Origin of the sequence: Phaeobacter sp. B1627, from assembly GCF_006265095.1 — a bacterium.
Taxonomy (GTDB): Bacteria; Pseudomonadota; Alphaproteobacteria; order Rhodobacterales; family Rhodobacteraceae; genus Epibacterium.
In genome coordinates this window covers 66,214-88,914 of record NZ_VCNK01000013.1, presented here as the reverse complement: position 1 = coordinate 88,914, position 22,701 = coordinate 66,214, and the positions used below count along the sequence as shown (strand labels likewise).

The window sequence follows — 22,701 nt, the reverse complement described above, 5'->3', positions numbered from 1 at the left end:
GGTCCTCGATTTTGTGTTGTGATTTTTGCTGGCTTGCGGCCGGTGATCCCGATCCGTCAGGCTGACGTCCGGCAAGGATGGGGTCATCACAATGCCGGGATATTTCTTGACAGAATTAATAAATTAAATTAGGCGCCGCAAGAGAGAACGCCCGATTGCCAACACTTATCGGGGTTAAATCAAAGCCAGATACCAAGCCAGCCCTGAGGCAAGCATGCGGTACCAGCCTGCATCGAACTATTGGGGACGTTATGAAAATCAAAAATATGCGCCGGGCACTCCTGTGCTCTGTCTCAGGCGTGGCACTCGCCATGACTGCAAACGTAAGCGCCGCACAAGACCTGGCCGAGGACGAAGGCTTCCTGGGCTTTTTGGTCCTGGGCAATAACAAAAGGGACGTTCAGACAGACACGGCCACGCCGGAAACTGTCATCAACGCCGAAGAAATTCAGGATCGCCAGGCTGCCAGCGTTGCTGAGCTGATCGATTCCGTGCCGGGCGTGACCCTGGTCAATGCCGGAACGCCAACAGGTGCCGGTATCAACATCCGCGGTTTTGGCGCCGATGGCACCTACGGTTCCAACCAGAAGGTGCAGATCCTTCTGGACGGTGCCAGCATGGGATCCGAAGAGCTCTACCGTATCGGCACGCAACTCTATACTGACCCGTCGCTGTTCCGCGAAGTCTCGGTGATCCGCGGCACCGTGGGATCGTTCGAATACGGCTCCGGTATTGTCGGTGGCGTGGTGAAACTGGAAACCATCGATGCCGCCGATTTGACCGATGGCGAGATTGGCCTGTCCGGTCGGCAGACCTTTGAGCATTACGGCAACGGCAACACTCGTGTATCTTCGACCATCCTGGGCTGGCAGCCGACGGAGCAGCTGGAATTCCTTCTGAACTACACCTACCGTGAGCAGGATAACTACAAGGACGGTGACGGCAACGAAATCGGCAACACCGGCTACGAACTGCCGTCCTATCTTGTCAAAGGTAAATACAGCTTCGGCGAAGCCGCCGATCAGTCGCTGACTTTCTCCTATTCCCACACCACCTCTGAGGAAAAGGACGTCCCCTATGACGCCTTCCAAGCGCTCTGGTTCTTCGGCAATGTGGATCGCTACATCGAAACGACGACCAGCAGCCTGGAATATGCCTACAATCCAATCGGCAACGACCTGATCGATCTGACGGCGACCCTATCCTACGCGGATCAGTATATTGAACAAGAGGAAGTGGTTAACACCAACGATGAACTGTTGAATGCTGACCACCGCTACGAGACCACCAAACTGACGGTAAAGAACACCTCGCTGTTCCAGACATTTGGTGTGGGCCACAGCCTGCGTACCGGTGTGGAGGTCATCCGCAAGGAACGTCTCGACGCCGATTCTGCGCCCGGCGGAACGGACAAGCGGTTTGCGCTGTTTGCAATCGACGAAATCGACTTCGGCAACGGACTGAGCCTGACCCCGGCGCTGCGCTACGAGATTCAGGATCTGAAAGCGAGCTCGGACGGGACCTACGTGACGGCCGGCGAAAGCTTCAGCAACAGCGAAGTGATGGGCGGGATTTCCGCGCGCTATGCTTTTGAAAACGGTTTCGCGATCTTCGGTTCGCTTGCCTACACCACCGGCATGCCGATCCTCGACGATTTCGACTATGCGACCTATGAGACCTTAATGGCCCAGAGCGAAAAGGCCGTGACCTATGAACTGGGTGCGTCCTATGACAAGGTCGGTCTCTTTTCCGATGATGATCAGCTGAAAGCCAAGGTCAACTACTGGACCACGCGCCTGTGGGATTACACCTCCGGCACCAACTACCAGACCATTGACCGCATCGAGACAGAAGGCTTGGAAATCGAGGCGTCCTACAGCCATGGATCCGGCGCCTATGTTGACATGAACGCCAACCTGTCCAGCGGTGAATGGACCTACGTGGACACCTCGGTTGCGGATTATGAACGTATGCCTGCCAACAGCATGGGCCTGACCGTCGGCAAGAATTTCAACGACACCCTCGACCTTTCTTGGGAAGCCGTGCTGACAAAGGACATCGGGACCACATCCGGCTACGCGGTGCATAATGTGCGTGCCACCTATGCGATCGAAACCGGGTTCCTGAAAGAAGCCGAAGTGCGCCTGGGGATCGAGAACCTGTTTGACGCTCAGTATACGCCGCATCTGGCCACTCGCGCCGCCGCCGGCCGCAATGTCAAACTGTCGCTTGCAGCCGCCTTCTGATCACGAGGTTTGAACAATGAGAAAACTTAGCCAGGTTCACACACTCGCTTGTGCCGCTCTCGTCCTTTCCTCCCTCGGTGGGGCGGGCGTGGTACATGCGGGAGACACCCCGCCACAGTCGGGCGTTCAGATCGAACTCAATGCGCTTTCGGATCAGGGCGGCGCGTGCCGCCTGTCGTTCCTCGCGCAGAACGCCCGGAACACAAACATTGAGGAGGCGGTCTATGAGACCGTCCTCTTCGATCAGACCGGCGGCGTGATGATGCTCACGCTGTTTGATTTTCGTGACCTTCCCGCTGCCCGCCCGAGAGTACGGCAGTTCGATTTGCCGGGTATTGCCTGCGCCGATGTGGGCCGCGTGCTGATCAACGGTGCCAGCCGCTGCACAAGCGGCGGTAACGACAGTCTGATATGTGAAGACGGACTTGTCCTCAGCAGCCGTACCGATGTGGAGCTGCTGGGATGAACAACTTGACCGAGATCTGGACAGGCGTGCTGGCTTCGGTTGCCGAAATCGTCACTGTGGGTGGCCCGGTTGTGGTGTTGCTGATGGCGCTGTCCGTCGTGAGCTTTGCCACGGTTCTCTATAAAATCTGGCAGTTTCGCCGGGCAGGCGTGGGGCGCCACCGTCGCGTCAAACTGGCGTTGCAGGCCTTCGAAAGAGGCGATATGGCCACCGCAAACGCGACCCTGTCCGCCTCGCGCAGCTACCTTGCAAATGTCGTCGCACGTGCGATCAAAGGCACCGGCACGGCGGAGAGCCCGGCCTGTTCCGATCGCTGCGATGCCGAGGCAGAAGCCTTGTTCCTGCGTCTTGAAACGGGTCTGGGATTTCTCGACCTGGTGGCGCAGCTGGCACCACTGATCGGACTGTTCGGGACTGTTCTGGGCATGATCGAAGCCTTCCAGGGTCTGCAGGCTGCCGGGACTTCGGTGGATCCGACGGTTCTGGCCGGAGGCATCTGGGTCGCTCTGTTGACCACCGCGGCGGGGCTTGCGGTGGCAATGCCGGTCGCCGCCGTTCATGGCTGGCTGAGCGGCACGGTCGAACGGGATCGGGTGTTCGCCAATTGCGCGTTGCGACAGGCGTTCTCGCCAGAGCAGGTCGCCGACACCCACGCGGCCCCGCGCGAGGTCGCCTGATGGCCTTGCGGATGGGCAAGCGCAGCGCCCGGCGTTTGTCGATGACCTCGCTGATCGATGTGATATTTCTTCTGTTGCTGTTCTTCATGCTCTCTTCGACGTTTTCCCGCTACGGTGCCATCGATCTGATGGCTGCAGAGGGCGGGCAGGGCGTGGCGGCCGACAGTCGCCCGCTGTTTCTGAAACTGGACACGGCGCAGATTTCATTGAATGGCGAGACGCTGGCACTGGCGGATCTGGACCTGCGGCTCAAGTCGATGACCGGCGCGGCTGCTTCGCCAGAGCAGCAGACGCAGCAGGTGCTTCTGAGCCTCTCGCCCGAGGTCACATCGCAGCGTCTGGTCGACGTGCTGGCGATCCTGAACCGGCAACCCACGCTGACTGTCACGGTTTTGGGCTAGGCACATGTTATCGCGACGCGGCACACAAAAACGCCACCGGGAGCCCACGATCGCACTGATCAACGTGGTCTTCCTGATGTTGATCTTCTTCATGGTCGCCGGATCCCTGGCGCCCTCGATGGATCCGGCCGTGCGCCTGGTCGAGGCCGCCGATCTGGAAGCCAGCCCGCCACCCGACGCGTTGGTCATCCGCTCCGATGGCACGCTGACCTTTCGCGGGGCCGAGATGACCTCGGCGCAGGCCTATGTGCGTATCGTGCGCGAGGAAGACGCCGATTTCGCGGCCCGAGTGGTTCCCGACCGGGATCTGCCGGCCATACAGCTGGTGGCGGTGGCAAAAGAACTGCGCGCCCTTGGTGCGGCGCGTATCACCTTGTTGTCAGAACGGAATTTGCCATGATTCCGCGTTCGCCCGTGATCGGAGCGGTGTCCCTCCTGCTGGCTCTTGCGGCCCATGGGGCGATGCTGGTGGACACGGACCTCAATGCAGTCGAGATCGAAGGCGGCGGCAATGTGGCGCCTGCGGCCTTGGGCAGCAGTTTCGCTGACCTCGCCCGGGGAACCGCCACTCCGGTCGAGGCAGAGGTCACGTCTGAGGCTGAGAGCGAGACGACGCCTGTTCCCCCTGTGCCGGTTCCTCCTGTCGAAGAGAGTCCCGTCACCCAAAGAACGGATGTCGTGGCGGCGCAAAGCCCGCTGCCGCCAACTGCAACGCGATCCGAGGTGTCCTCCGAAACTCCTGTGGCAGTCCCGACTGTATCAGCGACAGTGGCGGCGCTGCCGGAGGCGACGGCTCCGGCGACCGAGGTTGCGGCCGTCGCTGTTGCGGTCGCGCCGAATGCGCCCGTTCCGACTACGCCCCTGCCGGCGACTCCGGTGACCCCGACCCCGGTGACACCAGAGGTTGCGGCCACACCCGCCCCCGAATCCGTCCCCGAACCCGTCGAGCCCACACCGCCCGAAGAGGTCGCCCCGGTTCAGGAGCCGTCAGAGCTCGCACCGGAAACCAGCATGCGACCCGCGACAAGGCCTGCACCCGAGCCGAAACGGGAAAAACCGCCTGAGAAAGTGGAGAAGCCGCGCAAACCTGCCGAAAAACCAGCGGTGGCGCCCCGTGGAAACAGCACTGTTTCAGCTAGGGCCGGAACGGAAACAGGGGACGAGGATCAGAGCGCCGCGCAGGCGGCCAGTCAGAAGCCCGGCCAGTCCACAGGGGCCGGGAACGCGGCTGCATCCAATTACCCCGGCAAGGTGCTGCGGCAGATTTCCCGATTGAGAAAGCCGAAAACTTCGGTCAAGGGCACCGCGCATGTGGCCTTTGCAATCGGACCCGGCGGCGCGTTGACCTCGGTCAGCATCGCACGCAGTTCCGGCTCGGCTGAGCTGGATGGGCTGGCGATGCAGCAGATCCGCAAGGCCGCGCCCTTTCCGCCACCGCCCGCAGGCGCCCGCCGCCAGTACACCATCGGGATCAAAGGACGCTGACGCGGTCCCCTCTGCGGTTTGCAATGCGCCCGCTGCGGTCGCATCAACCGCCTTGCGCGGGCAAAAACGGGTCTTCATGCGCGGGGCCACCTTTTGTCTGATGCGCGTCGCAGAATGTATTTGAAATGACCCCCTGTTGCCGACAGTCTGAAGGGCAACATCGGACAGGGAATTCACATGTCATCTCAGCATATTGTTGTCGTCGGCGCCGGTATCGTGGGCGCTGCCAGCGCCATCTGGCTGCGTCGCGCCGGGATGGCGGTCACCCTCGTCGACAAAGGCGCACCCGGCAGGGGGGCCTCCTATGGGAATGCCTGCATTCTTGCCCGTTGTGCGATGGTGCCGGTGACCACGCCCGGGCTCATTGCGAAGGGGCCGAAATACCTGCTCGACCCGGAGTTTCCCTTGTTCATGCGGTGGTCATATCTGCCCCGCCTGCTGCCCTGGCTGACCAGGTATCTGAAACATGCCAATGATGCAGATACCCGGCGGATCGCCAGGGGAGTGGCGACAATCGTCGGTGACAGTGTCGAACAGCACAAGGCGCTGACAGCGGGAACACCGGCGGCGAAGTGGATCCGGGACAGTGATTATAACTTTGTCTACCGCGATCGCGCCGCCTTTGAAGCCGATGCATATACCTGGGCCCTGCGCCGCGAGGCGGGGTTCGTGCCCGAGATCATCGAAGGGCCCGCGGTGCAGGAACATGAACCGATCCTGTCACAGGAAATGGGGCTGTTGGCGGTCAACAAGGATCACGGCTATATCCTCAATCCGGGTGACTACGTCGCCGACCTTGTTCAGCAGCTGCAGGCCATGGGCGGTCGCTTCATCCAGGCCGAGGTGAAGGATTTTGACCTTCTGGGCGGTCAGATCACCGCAGTGGATACGGATCAGGGGCGCATCGCCTGTGACAAGGCGGTTCTTTCTGCCGGTATCTGGTCCGGGGAGCTGGCGAAAAAGTTGGGCTTGAATGTGCCGTTGGAGGCCGAGCGCGGCTATCACATCGTATTCAAGAACCCGAGCCAACTGCCCAAAAGCCCGATGATGCTGAGCGAAGGCAAGTTCGTCGCGACGCCGATGGATCAGGGGCTGCGCTGTGCCGGCATCGTCGAGTTCGGCGGCCTCACCGAGGACAAATCGCCGAAACCACTGGAGTTCCTGCGCCGCACCGTTGCCCGGACCTTTCCGGATCTCAGCTACACTTCGCAGGAGGAATGGCTCGGCTTTCGGCCTGCTCCGGCTGACAGCCTGCCGCTGATTGGTGAACTGCGCGGCAGTGGCGTCTACACGGCCTTTGGCCATCACCACATAGGCTTGACAGGCGGGCCCAAGACAGGCCGACTGGTGGCCGATATGATCACGGGCGACTGGCCGAATGCGGATGTCAGCGCCTATGATCCAATGCGTTTTGCAAAACCATAATAACAAAAGAGATAATACCAACACGGGAGATAGAAAATGACCCTCATGACCCTGAAAGCTACGGCAAGGGCTTCTGTCGCGGTTGCGGCGCTCGCGGTTGCAGCGGGCAGTGCACAGGCCGAAAAATGGGATATGCCCATGGCCTATGCGGCCTCGAACTTCCACACCGAGATGGGCGTGGAGTTCGCTGACAAGGTTCGCGACTATACTGGGGGAGCCGTTGATATCACCGTGCATCCGGGCGGGTCCCTGTTCAAGGGCGGCGAGATCAAGCGTGCGGTGCAGACCGGTCAGGCCCCGATCGGCGAGCGTTTCATGTCTGCCCATGCCAATGAAGTTCCGCTGCTGGGCTGGGACAACCTGCCGTTCCTCGCCACCTCCTATGCTGACAATGCCAAGCTCTGGGCCGTCGCAAAGGATCAGGTCAACGCCCAGCTGGCGGACCAGAACCTGGTGACCCTATATACCTGTCCGTGGCCAGGGCAAGGGTTCTACTTCAACAAGGAAGTCAGCTCCTCCGAGGACACTCAAGGGGTCAAGTTCCGCTCCTACAACACCGCGACGGCCACTTTTGCCGAACAGCTCGGCATGATCCCGGTCCAGGTTGAGGCGGCCGAACTGTCGCAGGCTCTGGCGACCGGCGTGGCGGAGGCGTTTATCTCCTCCGGTTCGACGGGTTATGACCGCAAGGTCTGGGAACATCTGAGCCACTACTACAAGGTCAACGCATGGCTGCCCCGCAACTATGTGATGGTGAACAAACAGGTCTGGGACGGGCTGGACGCGACCACTCAGGCGTCGGTCCAGAAGGCAGCCGACGAGACCGGAGCCGCCTGCGCCGCGAAATCCGAAGAGTTGGCGAACTGGTACTTCGAGCAACTCGAAGCCAACGGCATGACCGTGGTCGACGCAGGCCCGGAATTCCTCGCAGAGCTTCAGAAAATCGGCAGCACGATGACCGAGGACTGGCTGGCAGCGGCCGGTGAGGACGGTCAAGCGATACTCGACGCCTTCAAAGCCGCCAACTGATCCCGCGCGCGGATCGGTGATGCCTCCGAGGGGCCGTGCTCCGCGCCCTCTGATCAGACATCAGAACTGAAGGACAAGATATGCGTGACTGGCAACCTGTTCTGGGCTTGCCCCTCTGGGTCTGGCTTTTCGTCCTGCCCGGGGTGCTGATGCTGCTCTGTTACCTGCGCCCGCAGGTGATGCGGCGGGTGCTGCAGCCGATCTGGCGGGTTCTGGATCGGCTCTACAACGGCGCCGGAGTGATTGCCGCCTGTTGCATGGTCACCATCCTTCTGCTGATTATGGGCCAGATGGGTGCGCGCTGGGCGTCGCTGACCTTTCCCGGCTCAACGGAATACGCAGGCTACGCGATGGCGGCGACGTCCTTCTTTGCACTGGCCTATACATTGACCCATGGCGGCCACATCCGGGTGTCGATTTTCCTCAACCTCGGTGGGCGCCATCACTTTTGGCTGGATGTGGCCGCGATGCTGGTTTCGGCGGTCATAGCCACGTATTTCGCCCGCTACGCGATCAAAACCAATCTCCTGTCGGAGATGCTGAATGACCGCACGCAGGGACAGGACTTCGTGCCAGAGGCGCTGCTGACCGCTGTCTCCATGTTTGGCACCTGGCCGTGGAACTGGGGGGAGCTTTGGGCCAGCAGCGGATCCGGGTGGGTCTATACGCCCGTCTGGCTGCCGCAATTGCCGATGTCGATCGGCACCGTGCTTCTGGCCATTGCGCTCTGGGACTATCTTTCGCGCATGCTGGTCACGGGGTCGCCGCAGATCCGGGGCGAGGTTCTCGAATGATTGAAATCTACACCACGGTCATCTTTCTCTTTGTCCTGTTCGCGCTGCTTGGCGGCTCCGTCTGGATCGGCCTTGCGCTGATGGGCGTGGCATGGGTCGGAATGGAGCTGTTCACCCTCCGCCCCGCAGGTGACGCGATGATCACCACCATATGGACCGGGGCCTCAAGCTGGACCCTGACGGCGCTGCCTCTGTTCATCTGGATGGGCGAAATCCTCTATCGGACGCGATTGTCCGAGGACATGTTTCGGGGACTGGCCCCCTGGATGCGGTTCCTGCCGGGGGGACTGCTGCACACGAATATTGCCGGATGCACGATCTTTGCGGCGGTTTCCGGGTCCTCGGCTGCAACGCTGAATATGGTCGGCAAAATGTCGATCCCCGAACTGCGGGCAAGGGGCTATCCGGAGTATATGATTATCGGAACCCTTGCGGGGGCGGCCACGCTTGGTCTGATGATCCCGCCCTCGCTGACGCTGATTGTCTACGGGGTCACCATCAACGAAAGCATCACCAAGCTCTTTATGGCCGGCGTCTTTCCCGGTTTGGTGCTGGCGGGGCTGTTCATGCTCTATATCGTGGGCTGGCATTTCCTTGGCACCGGCGAACGCCCGCAGCAGGAACCAAGGCTGAGTTTTGGTGACATGATTGCCGAGAGTCGTTTTCTGCTGCCGATTTTCGGCCTGGTCGTTGTGGTGATCGGGTCGATGTACATGGGGTTTGCGACCGCGACCGAAGCGGCCGCCGTCGGGGTTCTGGGCGCGCTGGGCCTCTCGCTGATGCAGGGGAGCCTCGGTTGGCGAACCTTCTCTGAAAGCCTGATGGGCGCGACGCGGACGTCGGCAATGATTGCCTTCATCCTGATGGGGGCGGCGTTTTTGTCGCTGTCGATGGGGTTCACGGGGCTGCCGCGGGCGCTGGCGGGGGCCATCGACAGTTTCAACCTCTCTCCGATCGCGTTGATTGCAGTTTTGACTGTCTTTTATTTGATCCTCGGCATGTTCATGGACGGATTGTCCTCGGTTGTGCTGACGATGGCGATTGTCGAACCGATGATCCGGCAGGCTGGGATTGACGTGATCTGGTTCGGGATCTTTCTCGTGGTGGTGATTGAAACGGCACAGGTGACGCCCCCCATCGGCTTCAACCTCTTTGTGCTTCAGGGGATGACACGACACGAGATCTCCTACATCGCCAAAACCGCTATTCCTATGGTCGGTCTGATGCTGGTGATGGTCGGCATTCTGATTATCTGGCCTGAGCTCGCGACCTGGCTGCCGGACAACATACGTGGCCAGTAGCAGCCGTCTGCCTGACCGTTTGCCGAGCATTCACCGGCGGGCGGCATATGTCTGCTGCTGCGAATCGCCAGGCAGTGGCTTCGGGTGTCGTCAATTTTGTTAAAATACCTCAGATAAAACACCGCTCTGGCGATGGCATGGCACCCGCAAGACCCGTGAAATCACTGCAATGACAGGGTCAAGCTCACAGCGTTTCATCGAATATTAAGCGCCCGCGTCACAGTGTAGCCGGTAATAGAAACTGGAGACGTTTGTGACCTTTGAAATTTGTCAGGTAGATCCAAAGTGGAGCCAGCCCCGGGTTGTCCGGCGTCGCTGTGTCCTTTCCGATCCCTGCGATCAGATGACAAAAGCTTGCGGCTCAAAAATCCAATTTTCCCCTTCATATGACCGCATGATGCATTCTTTGCACATTGTGGTCTCTCTTCATCGCTCAGGGTAACATGATGTCTGATACCAATGAAACCAACACGCCTCCTCGTCGCCGACGCGGCATCTTGCGCAGTATCCGGGCGAAGATGGTGCTCATTTTGTTGATGATGGCAGGATCGGTCGGCACGTTTGGCTACTTTATGAACAATGTCCTTGTCGGCATTGAGAAAAACATGGCGGTGTTGACCGAGGCGCGATTGCCTGCGCTGACAATCACCGGTGAAATCACCAAGACGGCCGGTCACACGAAGGACAATATGATTGCGCTGATGGTGGCGACAGAGGTTGCCGACATCAATGCCGCCAAAGCCGATATGGTGGAGACGGTTGCCACGCTCGACAATCTGATTGCAGGCCTCGACGCTAGCGTGCGCGCGGACCTCGAAGTCAAACTGCAGGCCGCAGAGGTCGCTTTGAACCGGCTCGCGGATGCACGTCAAACGCTTGTGGAAAGCGATCAGCAGATAGAAGAACGGGTGGGTGAACTGCAAAATATCAGCGGTGAACTCCGCGATATTATGACAGAGATGTCGCAGACTGCCTCGGTCGAGCTCAACAAGGGCGCGGTCAACACCTACAACGCAATCGACACATCGCTCAAGAACCTTGTCCAGGTCGACTTCGAGATGCTGCAGCTTTTGTTGGAGGCACGCGCCGAGCTGAACCTGCTCGCCGGAACGGCCGTGGCCTTCGGGGGAACCAAGGATAAGGAAACGCTGTCGCGTTTGACAGACATAGCCGAGAGTTCCGACGCGAGACTGCTTGAGATCGCCGACGAACTTCACGAAAGAGCGCCGGATATCCTCGATGTGCAGCTCCTGCATACGGCGTCATTCACCCTGCAATCCGTTATCGCGCAGAGCCTCTTTCCCTCGGAAACCCTGCGCCGGGCGGCAATGACCGCGCGGGCCGACACCGACGCCATTCTGGCCGAGGCCGTCGCGAGCCGCGTAGTCGCACTGGAAGAGGCTGCGAAACGCGCCAGCAGTGAAAATGGCGAGGCACTGCGCCAGTTGATGTCCAATCAGGTGGGTTTCCTGAATACCCTGATGGAAATCAGTACCTGGGTCAGCAGCTTTCAGGTCGCAGCGATCAATGTGCTGACATCCCGCGATGAAGCCGGTGTCAAGAATGCCGCCTTCGACATGGAAGGCGCAAGTCTGAACCTGTCCTTCTATGAGGATTTCGGGGATGCCCGAGTGGGCGATCTGTTGAAAAAACTGACCGTTCTCAATGATCCCGAACAGGGGCTCGCGGCTCAGAAATATATCGCTCTGAAGGCGCAGGAGGCTGCGGACGAGGCGACGCAGACAACCGAAGGGGCCGTTGTGCAGATTTCGGCCGAGGCCGGAGCGCTCTCAGTCAAGACCAGAGACACCATCGCCGGGATGGCCAAAGAGATCTCTGAGGAGGTGGTGGATGCCGAAATGAATATGTACGGCGCCCTGGCTCTTGCTGCGGTTGTGTTCACTATGGCCTTCTTTTCCATTCAGTTGATGATGCTGCGCCCGCTGAACCGGATCAGCGCCAGTACCGAAAGGCTGGCGGACGGTGACCGCGGCCCGATCACCGGCTTTGAGCGGTCCAGTACCGAGATTTTCAGGATCGCACGGTCTCTGTCAGTCTTTCGCGACGGAATCGTCGAAAAGGAAGAAATGGAGCGGCTGGCCGAGGAGGAGCGCAATCACCGCATGGCGGCACAGAATACTGCGGTCGCCGCATTGGGGAGCGGTCTGTCACGCTTGTCGGACGGGGACCTGACTGCGCGGATCGAGGAGGAGCTTGCGGAAGGATATGAGAAGCTTCGCCAGGACTTCAACCGGACTTTGGATACGCTGAATGACACGGTCGGGCAGGTGGTCGAATCCTCCAGTTCGATCCGCAACGGAGCGTCTGAAATCAGTCAGGCCTCTCAGGATCTGTCGCACCGGACTGAGAGCCAGGCGGCCACCCTGGAACAAACCGCAGCCGCGCTTGATCAGATGACCGCCAGTGTTAAATCCGCCGCAGAAGGTGCACGCGATGTGGAGCGCACGACCAACGAAGCCCGGAGCGAGGCAGAGGCCAGTGGCGAAATCGTGCAAAATGCCGTGGCCGCAATGACGGAGATAGAACAAAGTTCCGGAAAGATTTCCCAGATCATCAGCGTGATTGACGACATTGCTTTCCAGACCAATCTCCTCGCGCTCAATGCGGGCGTTGAGGCGGCGCGTGCGGGCGAAGCCGGGCGTGGGTTTGCTGTGGTTGCCTCCGAAGTGCGTGGTCTTGCGCAGCGCTCGTCAGATGCGGCACATGAGATCAAGACCCTGATCAGCGATAGTTCCACACAGGTGGAGCGTGGTGTGGACCTGGTTGGCAAAGCGGGGGACGCTTTGCAATCCATCCTGCAGCGTGTTGGCCATATCTCTGAATTGATTTCCAATATTGCAACGGGATCGCAGGAACAGTCGACAGGCCTCTATGAGATCAACACCGGAATGAGCCAGCTGGATCAAGTGACGCAGCAAAATGCGGCTATGGTTGAAGAAGCAACTGCAGCCGGGCAACTGCTGAATTCCGATGCACAGAAGCTGGGTGAACTGGTCGCGCGCTTCCAGACCGCCAAATCCGGAACTGCACGGGTGGTCAGTGTGTCGGATGCCGCGGAACCTGCGCCTGCTCCGACCAGTTGGGGGGAGGACGAAAATACCGATTGGGATGTAGATGCGGCGGTTCCGGTCGAAGCGGCTGCCTCCTCTGCTGAGACGGACTGGTCAGATTTCAACTGGGACGAAGACGAGCAGGCCACCGGAACGTCCTAACGTCCACACGCCCAATCAGAAAAATTCCTCGCACCCCCGGCGGTCTGATGACCTCGCCGGGGGTGTTGCCGTTTAAAATGACGCTGCGGAGGAACTGTAGATCTAAATTCCACAATGGAAGACTAAATTCCACATATTGAAATTATTGAGGTTCCGCCGTAGGAATAGATCAGAATCAATGCCACGCTGTGGAAAGAGGAGCCGCCCCGTGTCAAACGTCGTGCTGAACGTCGAGCCTGATCCTGTTTCCACCGAGGTCCTCGACGGCATTGCCATCGTTGCAATCGCCAATCCGCCGGTCAACGCATTGAGCCACGCCGTACGGGCAGGGCTGGACACTGCCCTGGCGTGTATTGAGCAGGACGACACCATTCGCGCAGTGGTGATTTACGGTCGCGACCGGACGTTCATTGCCGGCGCTGATATCCGCGAATTCGGAAAGCCGCCGCAAGCTCCCTTGTTGCCGGACGTGATCAACCGGATTGAGGCCTGCGACAAACCGGTTGTCGCGGCGCTGCATGGTACAGCGTTGGGAGGCGGGCTCGAGGTCGCGATGGGCGCGCATTATCGCATCGCCGTGCCGTCCGCACGTTTTGGCCTGCCCGAGGTGACCTTGGGGATTTTGCCCGGAGCGGGCGGGACACAGCGTTTACCAAGACTGACGGGCGTTCGTGTGGCTCTCGATCTGATCACCTCCGGCCGTCAGGTGGATGCGGAGGAGGGGCTGAGGATGGGGCTGATCGACCGTATCGCAGCCCCGACAGACCCTGTTGAAAACGCGGAACCCAGCGCCGCCGCGCGCGCTGCCGGGCTTGATTTCGCGCGTGATCTCATCGCAGCCGACGCCCGCCCGCGCCGAACCCGCGACATCGACCTTGCCGACGGATCCGACGAAACATCGGGTGTATTTGCGGAGTTCCGGGCCAAGATGGCCAGTAAATCCCGTGGCCAGCTCGCGCCGCAGAACTGTATCAGCGCCGTCGAGGGCGCCGTGAACCTACCGTTTGCCGAAGGGCTGTCCAACGAACGCATCCTGTTTCAGGAGTTGATGAACAGTGACCAACGCGGCGCATTGATCCATGCATTTTTTGCCGAGCGCGAGGTTGCCAAACTCCCCGAGATCAAGGGCGTCTCTGCGCGCGAACTGGCCAGGCTGGGGGTGATCGGCGGCGGAACCATGGGGGCCGGGATAGCGGTGGCGGCGTTGCTTGCTGGTTTGGACGTGACATTGATCGAACGCGATGCCGGGGCGGTGTCGCGTGCGCAGGCCAGTGTCGCGCGCATATTGCAAGGCTCCGTCAAACGGGGAAAGCTGAGCGAGGGCGCATACAACACCCTCATGGCCGGTTCGTTCCGCGCCAGCAGCGACTACGGGTCCCTGTCTGCGGCGGATATGGTGATCGAAGCCGTATTCGAGAGCATGGATGTCAAGAAGGACGTGTTCACCCGGCTTGATGCGATCTGCAAACCCGGCACCGTGCTGGCAACCAATACGTCATATCTCGATATCAATCAGATCGCCGCAATGACCGCGCGGCCAGAGCATGTGATCGGATTGCACTTCTTCTCGCCCGCCCATGTGATGCGGTTGTTGGAAGTCGTCGTGGCCGAGAAAACGGCACCCGAGGTGACGGCGACCGGGTTCGCGCTTGCCAAGCGATTGAAAAAGATCGCCGTTCGGGCCGGTGTCTGCGACGGGTTTATCGGCAACCGGATCCTCAGCCACTACCGCAAGGCCGTGGATGGCGCGGTGCTGGCGGGAGCCAGCCCCTTCGCCGTGGATCGCGCATTGGTTGAATTCGGCCTGGCGATGGGCCCCTTCGCGGTCAGCGATCTGGCGGGGCTCGATATCGGCTGGGCGACCCGCAAGCGGCTGGCGCCGACGCGCGACCCGCGGGAAACCTATGCCGCGTTTGCCGATCGCCTGTGCGAGGCGGGCCACTTCGGGCGCAAGACGGGCATGGGATTTTATATTTATGATGCCGACGGCACACGCCCAAATGATGAGGTTCTGGACCATGTTGCCCGGGATCGCATGGCGAAGGGAATGACCCCGCGCGAAATTTCCGATCAGGACATTGTCGACCGGTATATGGCCGCCATGGTGAACGAAGCCGCCCGCGTGGTGGAAGAGGGCATTGCCCTCAGGCCGCTTGATGTCGACGTGACGCTTCTCAATGGCTATGGGTTTCCGCGCTGGCGGGGAGGGCCGATGCACTACGCCGATACCGTCGGGCTGGACAAAATTCTCGCCGATATTGAGCGGTTTGCCAGGGAGGACGATTTTCTCTGGCAGCCGGCGCCGCTTCTCAAACGTCTGGTCGCCGAGGGCAAGACCTTTGCCGACCTGAATGCCGCCTGATCGCACCGAAGGACTTCTGATATGAAACAAGCCGTTATTGTCTCTACTGCCCGGACCGGGCTTGCGAAATCCTATCGCGGGGCGTTCAACGATACCCACGGCGCGCATATGGCCGGTCATGCGATCGGGCAGGCGGTGTCACGGGCGGGCATTGACCCGGCCTTGATCGAAGACGCCTTTGTCGGCTGCGGCTACCCCGAAGGGTGGACCGGCGGCAATATCGCGCGCCAGGCCGTCATTCGTGCCGGTCTGCCCGTCACCGTCGCCGCGGCAACGGTGAACCGGTTCTGTTCCTCCGGCCTCCAGGCCGTTGCCATGGCGTCCCATGCGATCACGGTGGAAGGGGCCACGGCGGCGATCGCGGGCGGCGTGGAGAGCATCAGCCAGATGCCTCCCTCGCGCCCGGCGCAACGCCGCGATGCATGGGTCGAGGCCAATAAGCCAGCGGTCTACATGACCATGATCGAGACCGCCGATATCGTGGCTCAACGCTACGGTATCAGCCGCGAGGCGCAGGATCAGCTGTCATACGAAAGTCAGATGCGCACCGCAGCCGCGCAGGCCGCAGGGGTCTTCGCGGATGAGATCGTCCCCGTCACGGTCACGCAGAAGATCGTCGACAAGGACACCAAAGAGGTCTCGTTCAAGGAGGTGACTTTTGCCATGGACGATTGCAACCGTCCGGGCACCACGCTTGAGGGGCTCTCCGGTCTGAAGCCCGTGCGGGGAGAGGGGCAGTTCGTCACGGCCGGCAATGCCTCACAACTCTCTGATGGGGCGGCGGCGCTGGTCGTGGTGGATGCGGATCTGGCGGCAAAGCAGGGTCTGGAGCCGCTGGGCGCGCTCAGGGGCTTTGTCACCGCGGGCTGTGAGCCGGATGAAATGGGCATCGGTCCGGTCTTTGCCGTGCCGCGTCTGCTGAAACGTCACGGACTGAAGGTGTCCGACATTGACCTGTGGGAGCTGAACGAGGCCTTCGCCTCGCAGGCGCTCTATTGTCGCGACCGTTTGGAGATTGATCCTGCCATCTGCAACGTCAACGGCGGCTCGATTTCCATTGGCCACCCCTTTGGCATGACCGGTGCGCGGATGACCGGTCATCTGCTGCTGGAAGGCAAGCGGCGCGGCGCCAAACTGGGTGTGGTCACAATGTGCATCGGCGGTGGTCAGGGCGCGGCCGGCCTGTTTGAAATATTCTGAGCGGAGGCGGAGATGGATCTGAACTACACCCCCGCCCAGCAGGCCTTTCGGACGGAGGTGCGCGATTTTCTCGCCACCGCCCTGCCCAAACGGCTGAGCGACAAGGTCCGGCTTGGCAAGCGTCTGAGCAAAGCTGAGATGGAGGAATGGCACGCCATTTTGAACGCGCGCGGCTGGCTGGCGCCGAATTGGCCGGCAGCCTACGGCGGCGCGGAATGGGATGCGGTGCAGCGGCAGATCTTTGAGGAAGAAGCCTGCCTCGCACATGCGCCACGGGTGGTGCCCTTTGGCCTGATGATGCTGGCGCCGGTCCTTTTGGCCTTTGGCTCCGAGGCGCAGAAGCAGCACTATCTGCCACGCATCCTGAATGGCGATGACTGGTGGTGTCAGGGCTATTCCGAACCCGGGGCGGGGTCTGATCTTGCCAGCGTCCGCACCCGTGCAGTGCGCGATGGCAGCCATTTCGTCGTGAACGGGCAAAAGACCTGGACCACCTTGGGACAGCACGCCAACTGGATCTTTTGCCTTGTCCGCACGGATCCCGACTGCAAACCACAGGCGGGGATTTCCTTTCTTCTGATCGACATGGACTCGCCCGGGGTGAAACTGCGCCCGATCACCCTGATCGATGGCGAAGCGGAGGTGAACGAGGTCTTTTTCGATGATGTTCGCGTGCCGGTGGAAAATCTCGTCGGCGAAGAGAACAAGGGCTGGACCTATGCCAAGTACCTGCTGACCCATGAGCGGACCAATATTGCGGGCGTCGGATTTTCCAATGCGGCGCTTACCACGCTGAAGCGGGTGGCGGCTGCGACCATGTCCGGGGGGCGCCCTCTGGCCGAGAACCCGCATTTTGCAGCGCGCATGGCGCAGGTGGAAATCGATCTGATGGCGATGAGAACCACCAACCTGCGGGTGGTCTCGGCGGCGGCGCGCGGACAGGCACCGGGGGCAGAAAGTTCGATGCTGAAGGTCAAGGGGACGCAGATCCGTCAGGAACTCACCTCCCTGTTGCGGCGGGCGGCGGGGCCCGATGCCCTGCCGTTCCTGCCGGAGTACCTCGACGGCGGCGACAACCAGATCACCGACCTTCCCGATCACGCGCCCGCGACGGCGCCGGGGTATTTCAATATGCGCAAACTGTCGATCTTTGGCGGCTCGAACGAGATCCAGCGCGGGATCATTACCAAGGCTATTCTGGAACTCTGAGGGGCTCATCGCGATGGATTTCACACTGACAGACGACCGCGTGATGCTGCAGGATATGCTGCGTCGCTTCCTGAGAGAGAATTACGACCACGAAAAGCGCCGTGCTCTGCTGGCGCGGGGAGAGGCCTTTGACCACGCGATCTGGGGTCAACTGGCCGAGCTGGGCATTCCCGGCGCTCTTTTCACCGAGGCGCAGGGGGGATTTGCCGGTGCCGGTTTCGATATTGCGCTGGTGTTTGAAGAGCTGGGCCGGGCCGGTGTGATCGAGCCGCTGCTGTCCTCTGCGGTTCTCGGTGGGGGGCTGCTGGCGGCGCTGGGCGATGACAGCCAGAACGCCATGGTTGCAGAAGTCATCACCGGCGAGGCGCTCCTAGCCTTTGCCCATACGGAACCGGGCGCACGCTATGATTTGTCAGCGGTGCGCGCCACGGCCAAAGCCACCACCACCGATGGGATCGTCTTGTCCGGCACCAAGACTCACGTGTTGGGCGGGGCGGAGGCGCAGACATTGATCGTCTCCGCACGCGAGGCCGGCGCCGATCATGACCGGGAGGGGATCTCGCTTTTCCTCCTGCCCGCAGCGACTGCGGGTGTCACCGTGGCGCAGCATGTGACGATCGACGGGTTTTCGGCAGCCACCGTCACATTGGCGGATGTGGTTGTGCCGCCGTCCGCACGGCTCGGCGCGGCGGGGGCGGCCTATGACGCCATTGAAACCGTCACTGCCCGCGCCACACTCGCGGTCTCTGCCGAGGCGCTGGGCGCGATGGAAAGCGCCAAGGCGATGACGATCTCCTACCTGAAGGAACGGCAGCAATTTGGCCGCCCGATCGGAAAGTTTCAGGCCCTGCAGCACCGGATGGCGGATGTTCTGACCGAGGTGGAGCAAGCACGCTCGGCCGTGGTGAACCTCGCCGGTCATCTTGAGGCCCCCCGCGCGCTGCGCGAACGCAACGTCAGTGCCACCAAGAACCTGATCGGTCGGGTCGGGGCGCTGGTCGCCGAAGAGGCGGTGCAGCTGCACGGGGGCATCGGCATGACGGATGAATACGCCTTGTCGCATTTCGTGCGCCGGATCGTGATGATCGACCACCTGTTTGGGGACGTCGATCACCATCTGGAGCGGTTCATCCAACTTGGGCAGGAGGCCGCCTGAGGTGGGGGATCTCTTTCGCAGTGAACATCGCGGCGACCATGTCATTCTTTGGAATTGCAATGGCGCGCGTCGAAATGCGCTCAGCCCGGACTACTATGCCGGGGTGATCACCGGGCTTGAGGCGGCTGCTGATGATCCCTCGACCGCCGCTGTCATTCTCGCGGGCGAAGGTGATTTCTTCTGTGCCGGCGGTGATCTGACGCTGCTGAAGGCGCGGCGCGCGATGTCACTGGAGGAGCGCAAGGCGAATATTGAAAAGCTCCACGATGTGATCCGCGCCATTCGCAACTGCCCCAAACCGGTGATCGCAGCCGTCGAAGGCGGTGCGGCGGGGGCGGGGCTGTCGATTGCCATGGCCTGCGATCTGATCGTTGCGGGGGCCGACGCGAAATTCACCCTCGCCTATGTCAAGGCGGGGCTGGTGCCGGATGGTGGCGCCACATGGACGTTGTCGCGGGTGTTGCCGAGGGCCACATTGGCGCAAATGGCCATGCTGGGCCGCCCGATCGGGGCCGGACGGCTCCATGCGCTGGGGGTGGTCAGCGAACTGGTTGCGGATGGAACGGTGCTGGACGCGGCAGCTGCGCTCGCGGGGGACATCGCGCGGGGTCCGCAGCAGGCCATTACCAGCATCAAGCAGTTGCTCACCACTGCAGAGGCCAGCCTGTCTCTGGAGGATCAGCTGGCGCGCGAACGCGATGCCATGGCCGTGGCACTGGGGGGCGAGGAGGCCCGCATCGGTATCACCGCCTTCCTGAACAAGGCGCAACCGGTGTTCCGGTAAAAGACGCGTTGGCGCGCGCCCCGGCGGCGCGCCTCGCAACCAAATGAATGGCCTCAGGGGAGGGAGAGCTATGACCGAGATCGTCACCGACAGAGTGCACGACCTGCTGGACCGGGCCGCCGGGGATCGCGGCGACGCGATTGCGTTGGTTGAGTATTCCGGCCGCCAAATGAGCTGGTCCGAGCTTGCTGCCGCCAGTTTCGAAGCCGCCGCCACGCTGGCGGAAGCGGGGGTCAAGGGCGGCGACCGTGTGGTGCTGGTGTTTGAGAACTGCGCGGCGGTGCCTGCGTTCTTCTTTGCCTGCAGTCGGCTGAATGCCTCGGCTGTGGTGGTGAACGCACGTCTCTCGGAGGCGGAGCTCGCCCGGACCATCACCCACAGCGATCCCTCGGCCCTGGTTTTCACCACCGACGTGTCTGAGGCGGCCCGTGCGCATGCCGACAGGCTGGCGGCCCAGCCGCTTGAGGGGGCCTTTGGGACCGTTGCGATCCTGGCGCGGGACGGGGCCACGCCGGAAGAGGTCCACCGCTCGGCCGAGGCGCAGGTTGCCCTGATGCTCTATACCTCCGGCACCACCGGCGCGCCAAAAGCGGCGATGCTGACCCACCGCAACCTGATTGCCGCCTCCGAGGCCACGGCTGATGTCAGGGGGATCAATGCCTGCGATGTCTGCTTCCTCGCCCTGCCTTTGTCCCATGTCTTCGGTCTGGTCACCTTGCTTGCGGTGACACGGACACAGGGCCGAATGCGGCTCGAGGCGCGGTTTCAGGCCGAGCGGCTGTATGATGCGTTGCAGGAGGATGTGACCTTTTTGCCCGCAGTGCCCCAGATGCACGCGCATTTGTTCCACTACATGCGCGAAAACGGCAAGCCGCAGTATTCTCGGGGCCTTTTGCGCGCGGTGTCCTCGGGCGGGGCGCCGCTGGACCCGGCCTGGAAGCGGGAGGCCGAGGCGTTTTACGGGCTGGCGCTTCAGAACGGCTATGGTCTGACCGAGGCCTCGGCCGGGGTCTGTGCCACCAGAAACGACATTGGCGACCCGGATATTTCCGTCGGCCGCCCGATGGGACATTGCGTGTTTCGCCTCGATATGGCGGCCACAGGTGCGAACCCCGAAGAGCAGATCGGAGAGATCCTTGTCGCCGGACCACAGGTGATGAAAGGGTATTTCCGCGATCCGGAACAGACCGCACGGGCCTTCACCGACGACGGGTTTTTCCGAACCGGGGACCTTGGCCGGTATGATGCTCTGGGCAGGATGCATATCGTCGGCCGCTCCAAAGAGCTGATCATCCGCTCCGGGTTCAATGTCTATCCCGTCGAAATAGAGGCAACCCTGACGGACCATCCCGAGGTGATTGTCGCGGGGGTCATCGGGCGCGCCGTGGCTGGCAACGAAGAGGTTCTGGCCTTTGTCAAAGTTGGCGCCGAAAGCCGCGTGACCGAGGCGGAGCTGAAGGCTTTTGCCGCGGATCGTCTGGCCCCGTACAAGCGGCCGTCGCGCATTATTCTGGCGCAGGATCTGCCCGCCGCCCCGACAGGGAAGATCCTGAAGGCAAAACTGATCGACACCTTTGCCGATCAACTGAACTGAGCGCCGGTGCCAATCTCGGAGGAGTCGGCAAGGTTATGATAACAAATGCAAATTAAACAAGGGGCGACAATCCGTCATGCAGATGATGTTGCCTGGGGCCAAGACGAAAACACAGACCAGCAACGGCGATACAGACGACCAACTTTGAGAAACAGAACTGAATTCTGACATATGAAACGGAGGAGAATCCAATGACTGGAGGAGGCATTCGGATGAACACATTGAAAACCCTTGCGGCCGCAGCGGCTCTGAGCCTTGGAACGGGCGCCATGGCACTGGCTGAGACGACGATATTTTACGGCCATGCCGGCCCGCCGCGCGGCACGGTTCCGGCTGCGCTGAACTGGGTGAACGAACGGTTGGCAGAGCTGTCGGACAGCGAAATCAAGATGGACATCCAATGGGGCGGCGCTCTGTTCAAAGCCTCCTCTGCGGTGCAGTCCATCGGCGACGGCGTAGCGGATGCAGGCTCTATCATCTCGGCCTATTTCCCCAAGGAAATGGCGGCCTATGCGCTGTCGGACCTGCCGCTCGGCGGGCCTGACCCCTGGGTCGGCATGCGGGCCACGGACCGGATGATGCGTCTGCCGGCGGTCACGCAGCATCTGGCCGCACAGAATCTGGTCTATGTCGGCACCTTCACAGCATCGGATGTGAACGTCGCCTGCAAGGGCAGCGAGATCAATTCAATCGCCGATATCGCGGGCAAGAAGGTGCGCGGTGCGGGTGTCTACGGCAAGGTCTTCGGCGAGCTGGGCGCAACCATGGTGAACCTTTCAGTCTACGAGGCCTATCAAGGGCTTGACACCGGGCTGATCGACTGCACGCAGGGCTATTCCTACATCATCCCGGCGTTGAAATGGCACGAACAGATCGACAGCTATACCGTGCTCAACTGGGGCCAGATCGGCGGCTATGGGATGTTCTTCAACAAGCAGATCTTTGACAGCTATCCCGAGAGCGTCAAAGCCGCCCTGATCCAGGTTGGCGAAGAGCTGCCCGACAAATTTGCCCAGATCGTGATCGGTGCAAATGAAAAGGCGCTCAATACTCTGCGCGACGGGGGCTATGACCGTCCGATCAAGCTGATCGAAGCGGGCGGCCAGGAGGCGGAGGCCCTGAATGCGGCGGCTCAGCCGTTCATTGCCGAGTGGAAGGAGACCGCGCAGACGGTGGGCCTCGACCCGGATGCTTTGATGAAAGTCTATGGCGATGCGGTCGTGGAATACACCGCCGAGCTTGAGGCCAAAGGGTATCCCTGGCTGCGGGACTGACACCCGCCAACACGTGCGCCCCACACCGGATAGCTAGTGAATATTCGGTGAGTTGCCAGTGAATT

At 61.2% G+C, this 22,701-nt stretch carries 18 protein-coding genes; all 18 read left to right on the top strand.

What is annotated here, in order from left to right:
- Window positions 1-311 precede the first annotated feature (311 nt).
- The 18 genes from FGE21_RS07840 to FGE21_RS07755 all read left to right on the top strand — a co-directional run bounded on the left by FGE21_RS07840 (window position 312) and on the right by FGE21_RS07755 (window position 22,636).
- Complete coding sequence (locus FGE21_RS07840) at window positions 312-2,246, top strand: TonB-dependent receptor domain-containing protein (RefSeq protein WP_255731433.1); 1,935 nt, start codon at window positions 312-314, stop codon at window positions 2,244-2,246.
- Window positions 2,247-2,262: 16 nt separating this feature from the next.
- Complete coding sequence (locus tag FGE21_RS07835) at window positions 2,263-2,712, top strand: hypothetical protein (protein WP_139662739.1); 450 nt, start codon at window positions 2,263-2,265, stop codon at window positions 2,710-2,712.
- On the top strand, window positions 2,709-3,389 hold the full coding sequence (locus FGE21_RS07830) for a MotA/TolQ/ExbB proton channel family protein (protein WP_139662738.1): 681 nt from the start codon (window positions 2,709-2,711) through the stop codon (window positions 3,387-3,389). The genes FGE21_RS07835 and FGE21_RS07830 overlap by 4 nt, the downstream gene beginning before the upstream one ends.
- The gene (locus FGE21_RS07825; RefSeq protein WP_139662737.1) at window positions 3,389-3,790 is read left to right on the top strand and encodes a biopolymer transporter ExbD; all 402 of its coding nucleotides are present in this window, start codon (window positions 3,389-3,391) and stop codon (window positions 3,788-3,790) included. The genes FGE21_RS07830 and FGE21_RS07825 overlap by 1 nt, the downstream gene beginning before the upstream one ends.
- A 4-nt stretch (window positions 3,791-3,794) precedes the next feature.
- On the top strand, window positions 3,795-4,190 hold the full coding sequence (locus tag FGE21_RS07820; protein ID WP_139662736.1) for a biopolymer transporter ExbD: 396 nt from the start codon (window positions 3,795-3,797) through the stop codon (window positions 4,188-4,190).
- The gene (locus tag FGE21_RS07815) at window positions 4,187-5,275 is read left to right on the top strand and encodes a TonB family protein (protein ID WP_139662735.1); all 1,089 of its coding nucleotides are present in this window, start codon (window positions 4,187-4,189) and stop codon (window positions 5,273-5,275) included. The genes FGE21_RS07820 and FGE21_RS07815 overlap by 4 nt, the downstream gene beginning before the upstream one ends.
- A 177-nt stretch (window positions 5,276-5,452) precedes the next feature.
- Window positions 5,453-6,700, top strand: a complete 1,248-nt coding sequence (locus FGE21_RS07810; protein WP_139662734.1) for an FAD-binding oxidoreductase — start codon at window positions 5,453-5,455, stop codon at window positions 6,698-6,700.
- Between the two features lie 36 nt (window positions 6,701-6,736).
- Complete coding sequence (locus tag FGE21_RS07805; RefSeq protein ID WP_139662733.1) at window positions 6,737-7,729, top strand: TRAP transporter substrate-binding protein; 993 nt, start codon at window positions 6,737-6,739, stop codon at window positions 7,727-7,729.
- A gap of 80 nt (window positions 7,730-7,809) precedes the next feature.
- Window positions 7,810-8,523, top strand: coding sequence for a TRAP transporter small permease (locus FGE21_RS07800; RefSeq protein WP_139662732.1), 714 nt, complete (start codon window positions 7,810-7,812; stop codon window positions 8,521-8,523).
- On the top strand, window positions 8,520-9,824 hold the full coding sequence (locus FGE21_RS07795; protein WP_139662731.1) for a TRAP transporter large permease: 1,305 nt from the start codon (window positions 8,520-8,522) through the stop codon (window positions 9,822-9,824). The genes FGE21_RS07800 and FGE21_RS07795 overlap by 4 nt, the downstream gene beginning before the upstream one ends.
- Window positions 9,825-10,267: 443 nt before the next feature.
- Window positions 10,268-13,057: a methyl-accepting chemotaxis protein gene (locus FGE21_RS07790; protein ID WP_370285550.1), complete on the top strand. Its 2,790-nt coding sequence runs from the start codon at window positions 10,268-10,270 to the stop codon at window positions 13,055-13,057.
- A 178-nt stretch (window positions 13,058-13,235) separates the two neighbouring features.
- The gene (locus tag FGE21_RS07785; RefSeq protein WP_139662730.1) at window positions 13,236-15,419 is read left to right on the top strand and encodes a 3-hydroxyacyl-CoA dehydrogenase NAD-binding domain-containing protein; all 2,184 of its coding nucleotides are present in this window, start codon (window positions 13,236-13,238) and stop codon (window positions 15,417-15,419) included.
- Between the two features lie 21 nt (window positions 15,420-15,440).
- A complete protein-coding gene (locus tag FGE21_RS07780) occupies window positions 15,441-16,619 on the top strand; it encodes an acetyl-CoA C-acyltransferase (protein WP_139662729.1) in 1,179 nt (392 codons plus the stop codon).
- 12 nt (window positions 16,620-16,631) lie between these two features.
- Window positions 16,632-17,828: an acyl-CoA dehydrogenase family protein gene (locus tag FGE21_RS07775; RefSeq protein ID WP_139662728.1), complete on the top strand. Its 1,197-nt coding sequence runs from the start codon at window positions 16,632-16,634 to the stop codon at window positions 17,826-17,828.
- 13 nt (window positions 17,829-17,841) lie between these two features.
- Window positions 17,842-18,984 (top strand): acyl-CoA dehydrogenase family protein, encoded by a 1,143-nt coding sequence (locus FGE21_RS07770; RefSeq protein WP_139662727.1) that lies wholly within the window; start codon window positions 17,842-17,844, stop codon window positions 18,982-18,984.
- Window position 18,985: 1 nt separating this feature from the next.
- Window positions 18,986-19,768 carry an oxepin-CoA hydrolase, alternative type gene (locus tag FGE21_RS07765; protein ID WP_139662726.1) on the top strand — a complete coding sequence of 261 codons (783 nt, stop codon included), beginning with the start codon at window positions 18,986-18,988 and terminating at the stop codon, window positions 19,766-19,768.
- A gap of 70 nt (window positions 19,769-19,838) precedes the next feature.
- Window positions 19,839-21,362: a class I adenylate-forming enzyme family protein gene (locus FGE21_RS07760; RefSeq protein WP_139662725.1), complete on the top strand. Its 1,524-nt coding sequence runs from the start codon at window positions 19,839-19,841 to the stop codon at window positions 21,360-21,362.
- Window positions 21,363-21,574: 212 nt separating this feature from the next.
- Window positions 21,575-22,636: a C4-dicarboxylate TRAP transporter substrate-binding protein gene (locus FGE21_RS07755; RefSeq protein ID WP_139662724.1), complete on the top strand. Its 1,062-nt coding sequence runs from the start codon at window positions 21,575-21,577 to the stop codon at window positions 22,634-22,636.
- Window positions 22,637-22,701 lie beyond the last annotated feature (65 nt).

Bases quoted from the DNA above. Each gene is read 5' to 3' on its own strand.
- FGE21_RS07840 (WP_255731433.1), top strand. From the start codon at position 312: ATGACTGCAAACGTAAGCGCCGCACAAGACCTGGCCGAGGACGAAGGC.
- FGE21_RS07835 (WP_139662739.1), top strand. From the start codon at position 2,263: ATGAGAAAACTTAGCCAGGTTCACACACTCGCTTGTGCCGCTCTCGTC.
- FGE21_RS07830 (WP_139662738.1), top strand. From the start codon at position 2,709: ATGAACAACTTGACCGAGATCTGGACAGGCGTGCTGGCTTCGGTTGCC.
- FGE21_RS07825 (WP_139662737.1), top strand. From the start codon at position 3,389: ATGGCCTTGCGGATGGGCAAGCGCAGCGCCCGGCGTTTGTCGATGACC.
- FGE21_RS07820 (WP_139662736.1), top strand. From the start codon at position 3,795: ATGTTATCGCGACGCGGCACACAAAAACGCCACCGGGAGCCCACGATC.
- FGE21_RS07815 (WP_139662735.1), top strand. From the start codon at position 4,187: ATGATTCCGCGTTCGCCCGTGATCGGAGCGGTGTCCCTCCTGCTGGCT.
- FGE21_RS07810 (WP_139662734.1), top strand. From the start codon at position 5,453: ATGTCATCTCAGCATATTGTTGTCGTCGGCGCCGGTATCGTGGGCGCT.
- FGE21_RS07805 (WP_139662733.1), top strand. From the start codon at position 6,737: ATGACCCTCATGACCCTGAAAGCTACGGCAAGGGCTTCTGTCGCGGTT.
- FGE21_RS07800 (WP_139662732.1), top strand. From the start codon at position 7,810: ATGCGTGACTGGCAACCTGTTCTGGGCTTGCCCCTCTGGGTCTGGCTT.
- FGE21_RS07795 (WP_139662731.1), top strand. From the start codon at position 8,520: ATGATTGAAATCTACACCACGGTCATCTTTCTCTTTGTCCTGTTCGCG.
- FGE21_RS07790 (WP_370285550.1), top strand. From the start codon at position 10,268: ATGATGTCTGATACCAATGAAACCAACACGCCTCCTCGTCGCCGACGC.
- FGE21_RS07785 (WP_139662730.1), top strand. From the start codon at position 13,236: ATGCCACGCTGTGGAAAGAGGAGCCGCCCCGTGTCAAACGTCGTGCTG.
- FGE21_RS07780 (WP_139662729.1), top strand. From the start codon at position 15,441: ATGAAACAAGCCGTTATTGTCTCTACTGCCCGGACCGGGCTTGCGAAA.
- FGE21_RS07775 (WP_139662728.1), top strand. From the start codon at position 16,632: ATGGATCTGAACTACACCCCCGCCCAGCAGGCCTTTCGGACGGAGGTG.
- FGE21_RS07770 (WP_139662727.1), top strand. From the start codon at position 17,842: ATGGATTTCACACTGACAGACGACCGCGTGATGCTGCAGGATATGCTG.
- FGE21_RS07760 (WP_139662725.1), top strand. From the start codon at position 19,839: ATGACCGAGATCGTCACCGACAGAGTGCACGACCTGCTGGACCGGGCC.
- FGE21_RS07755 (WP_139662724.1), top strand. From the start codon at position 21,575: ATGAACACATTGAAAACCCTTGCGGCCGCAGCGGCTCTGAGCCTTGGA.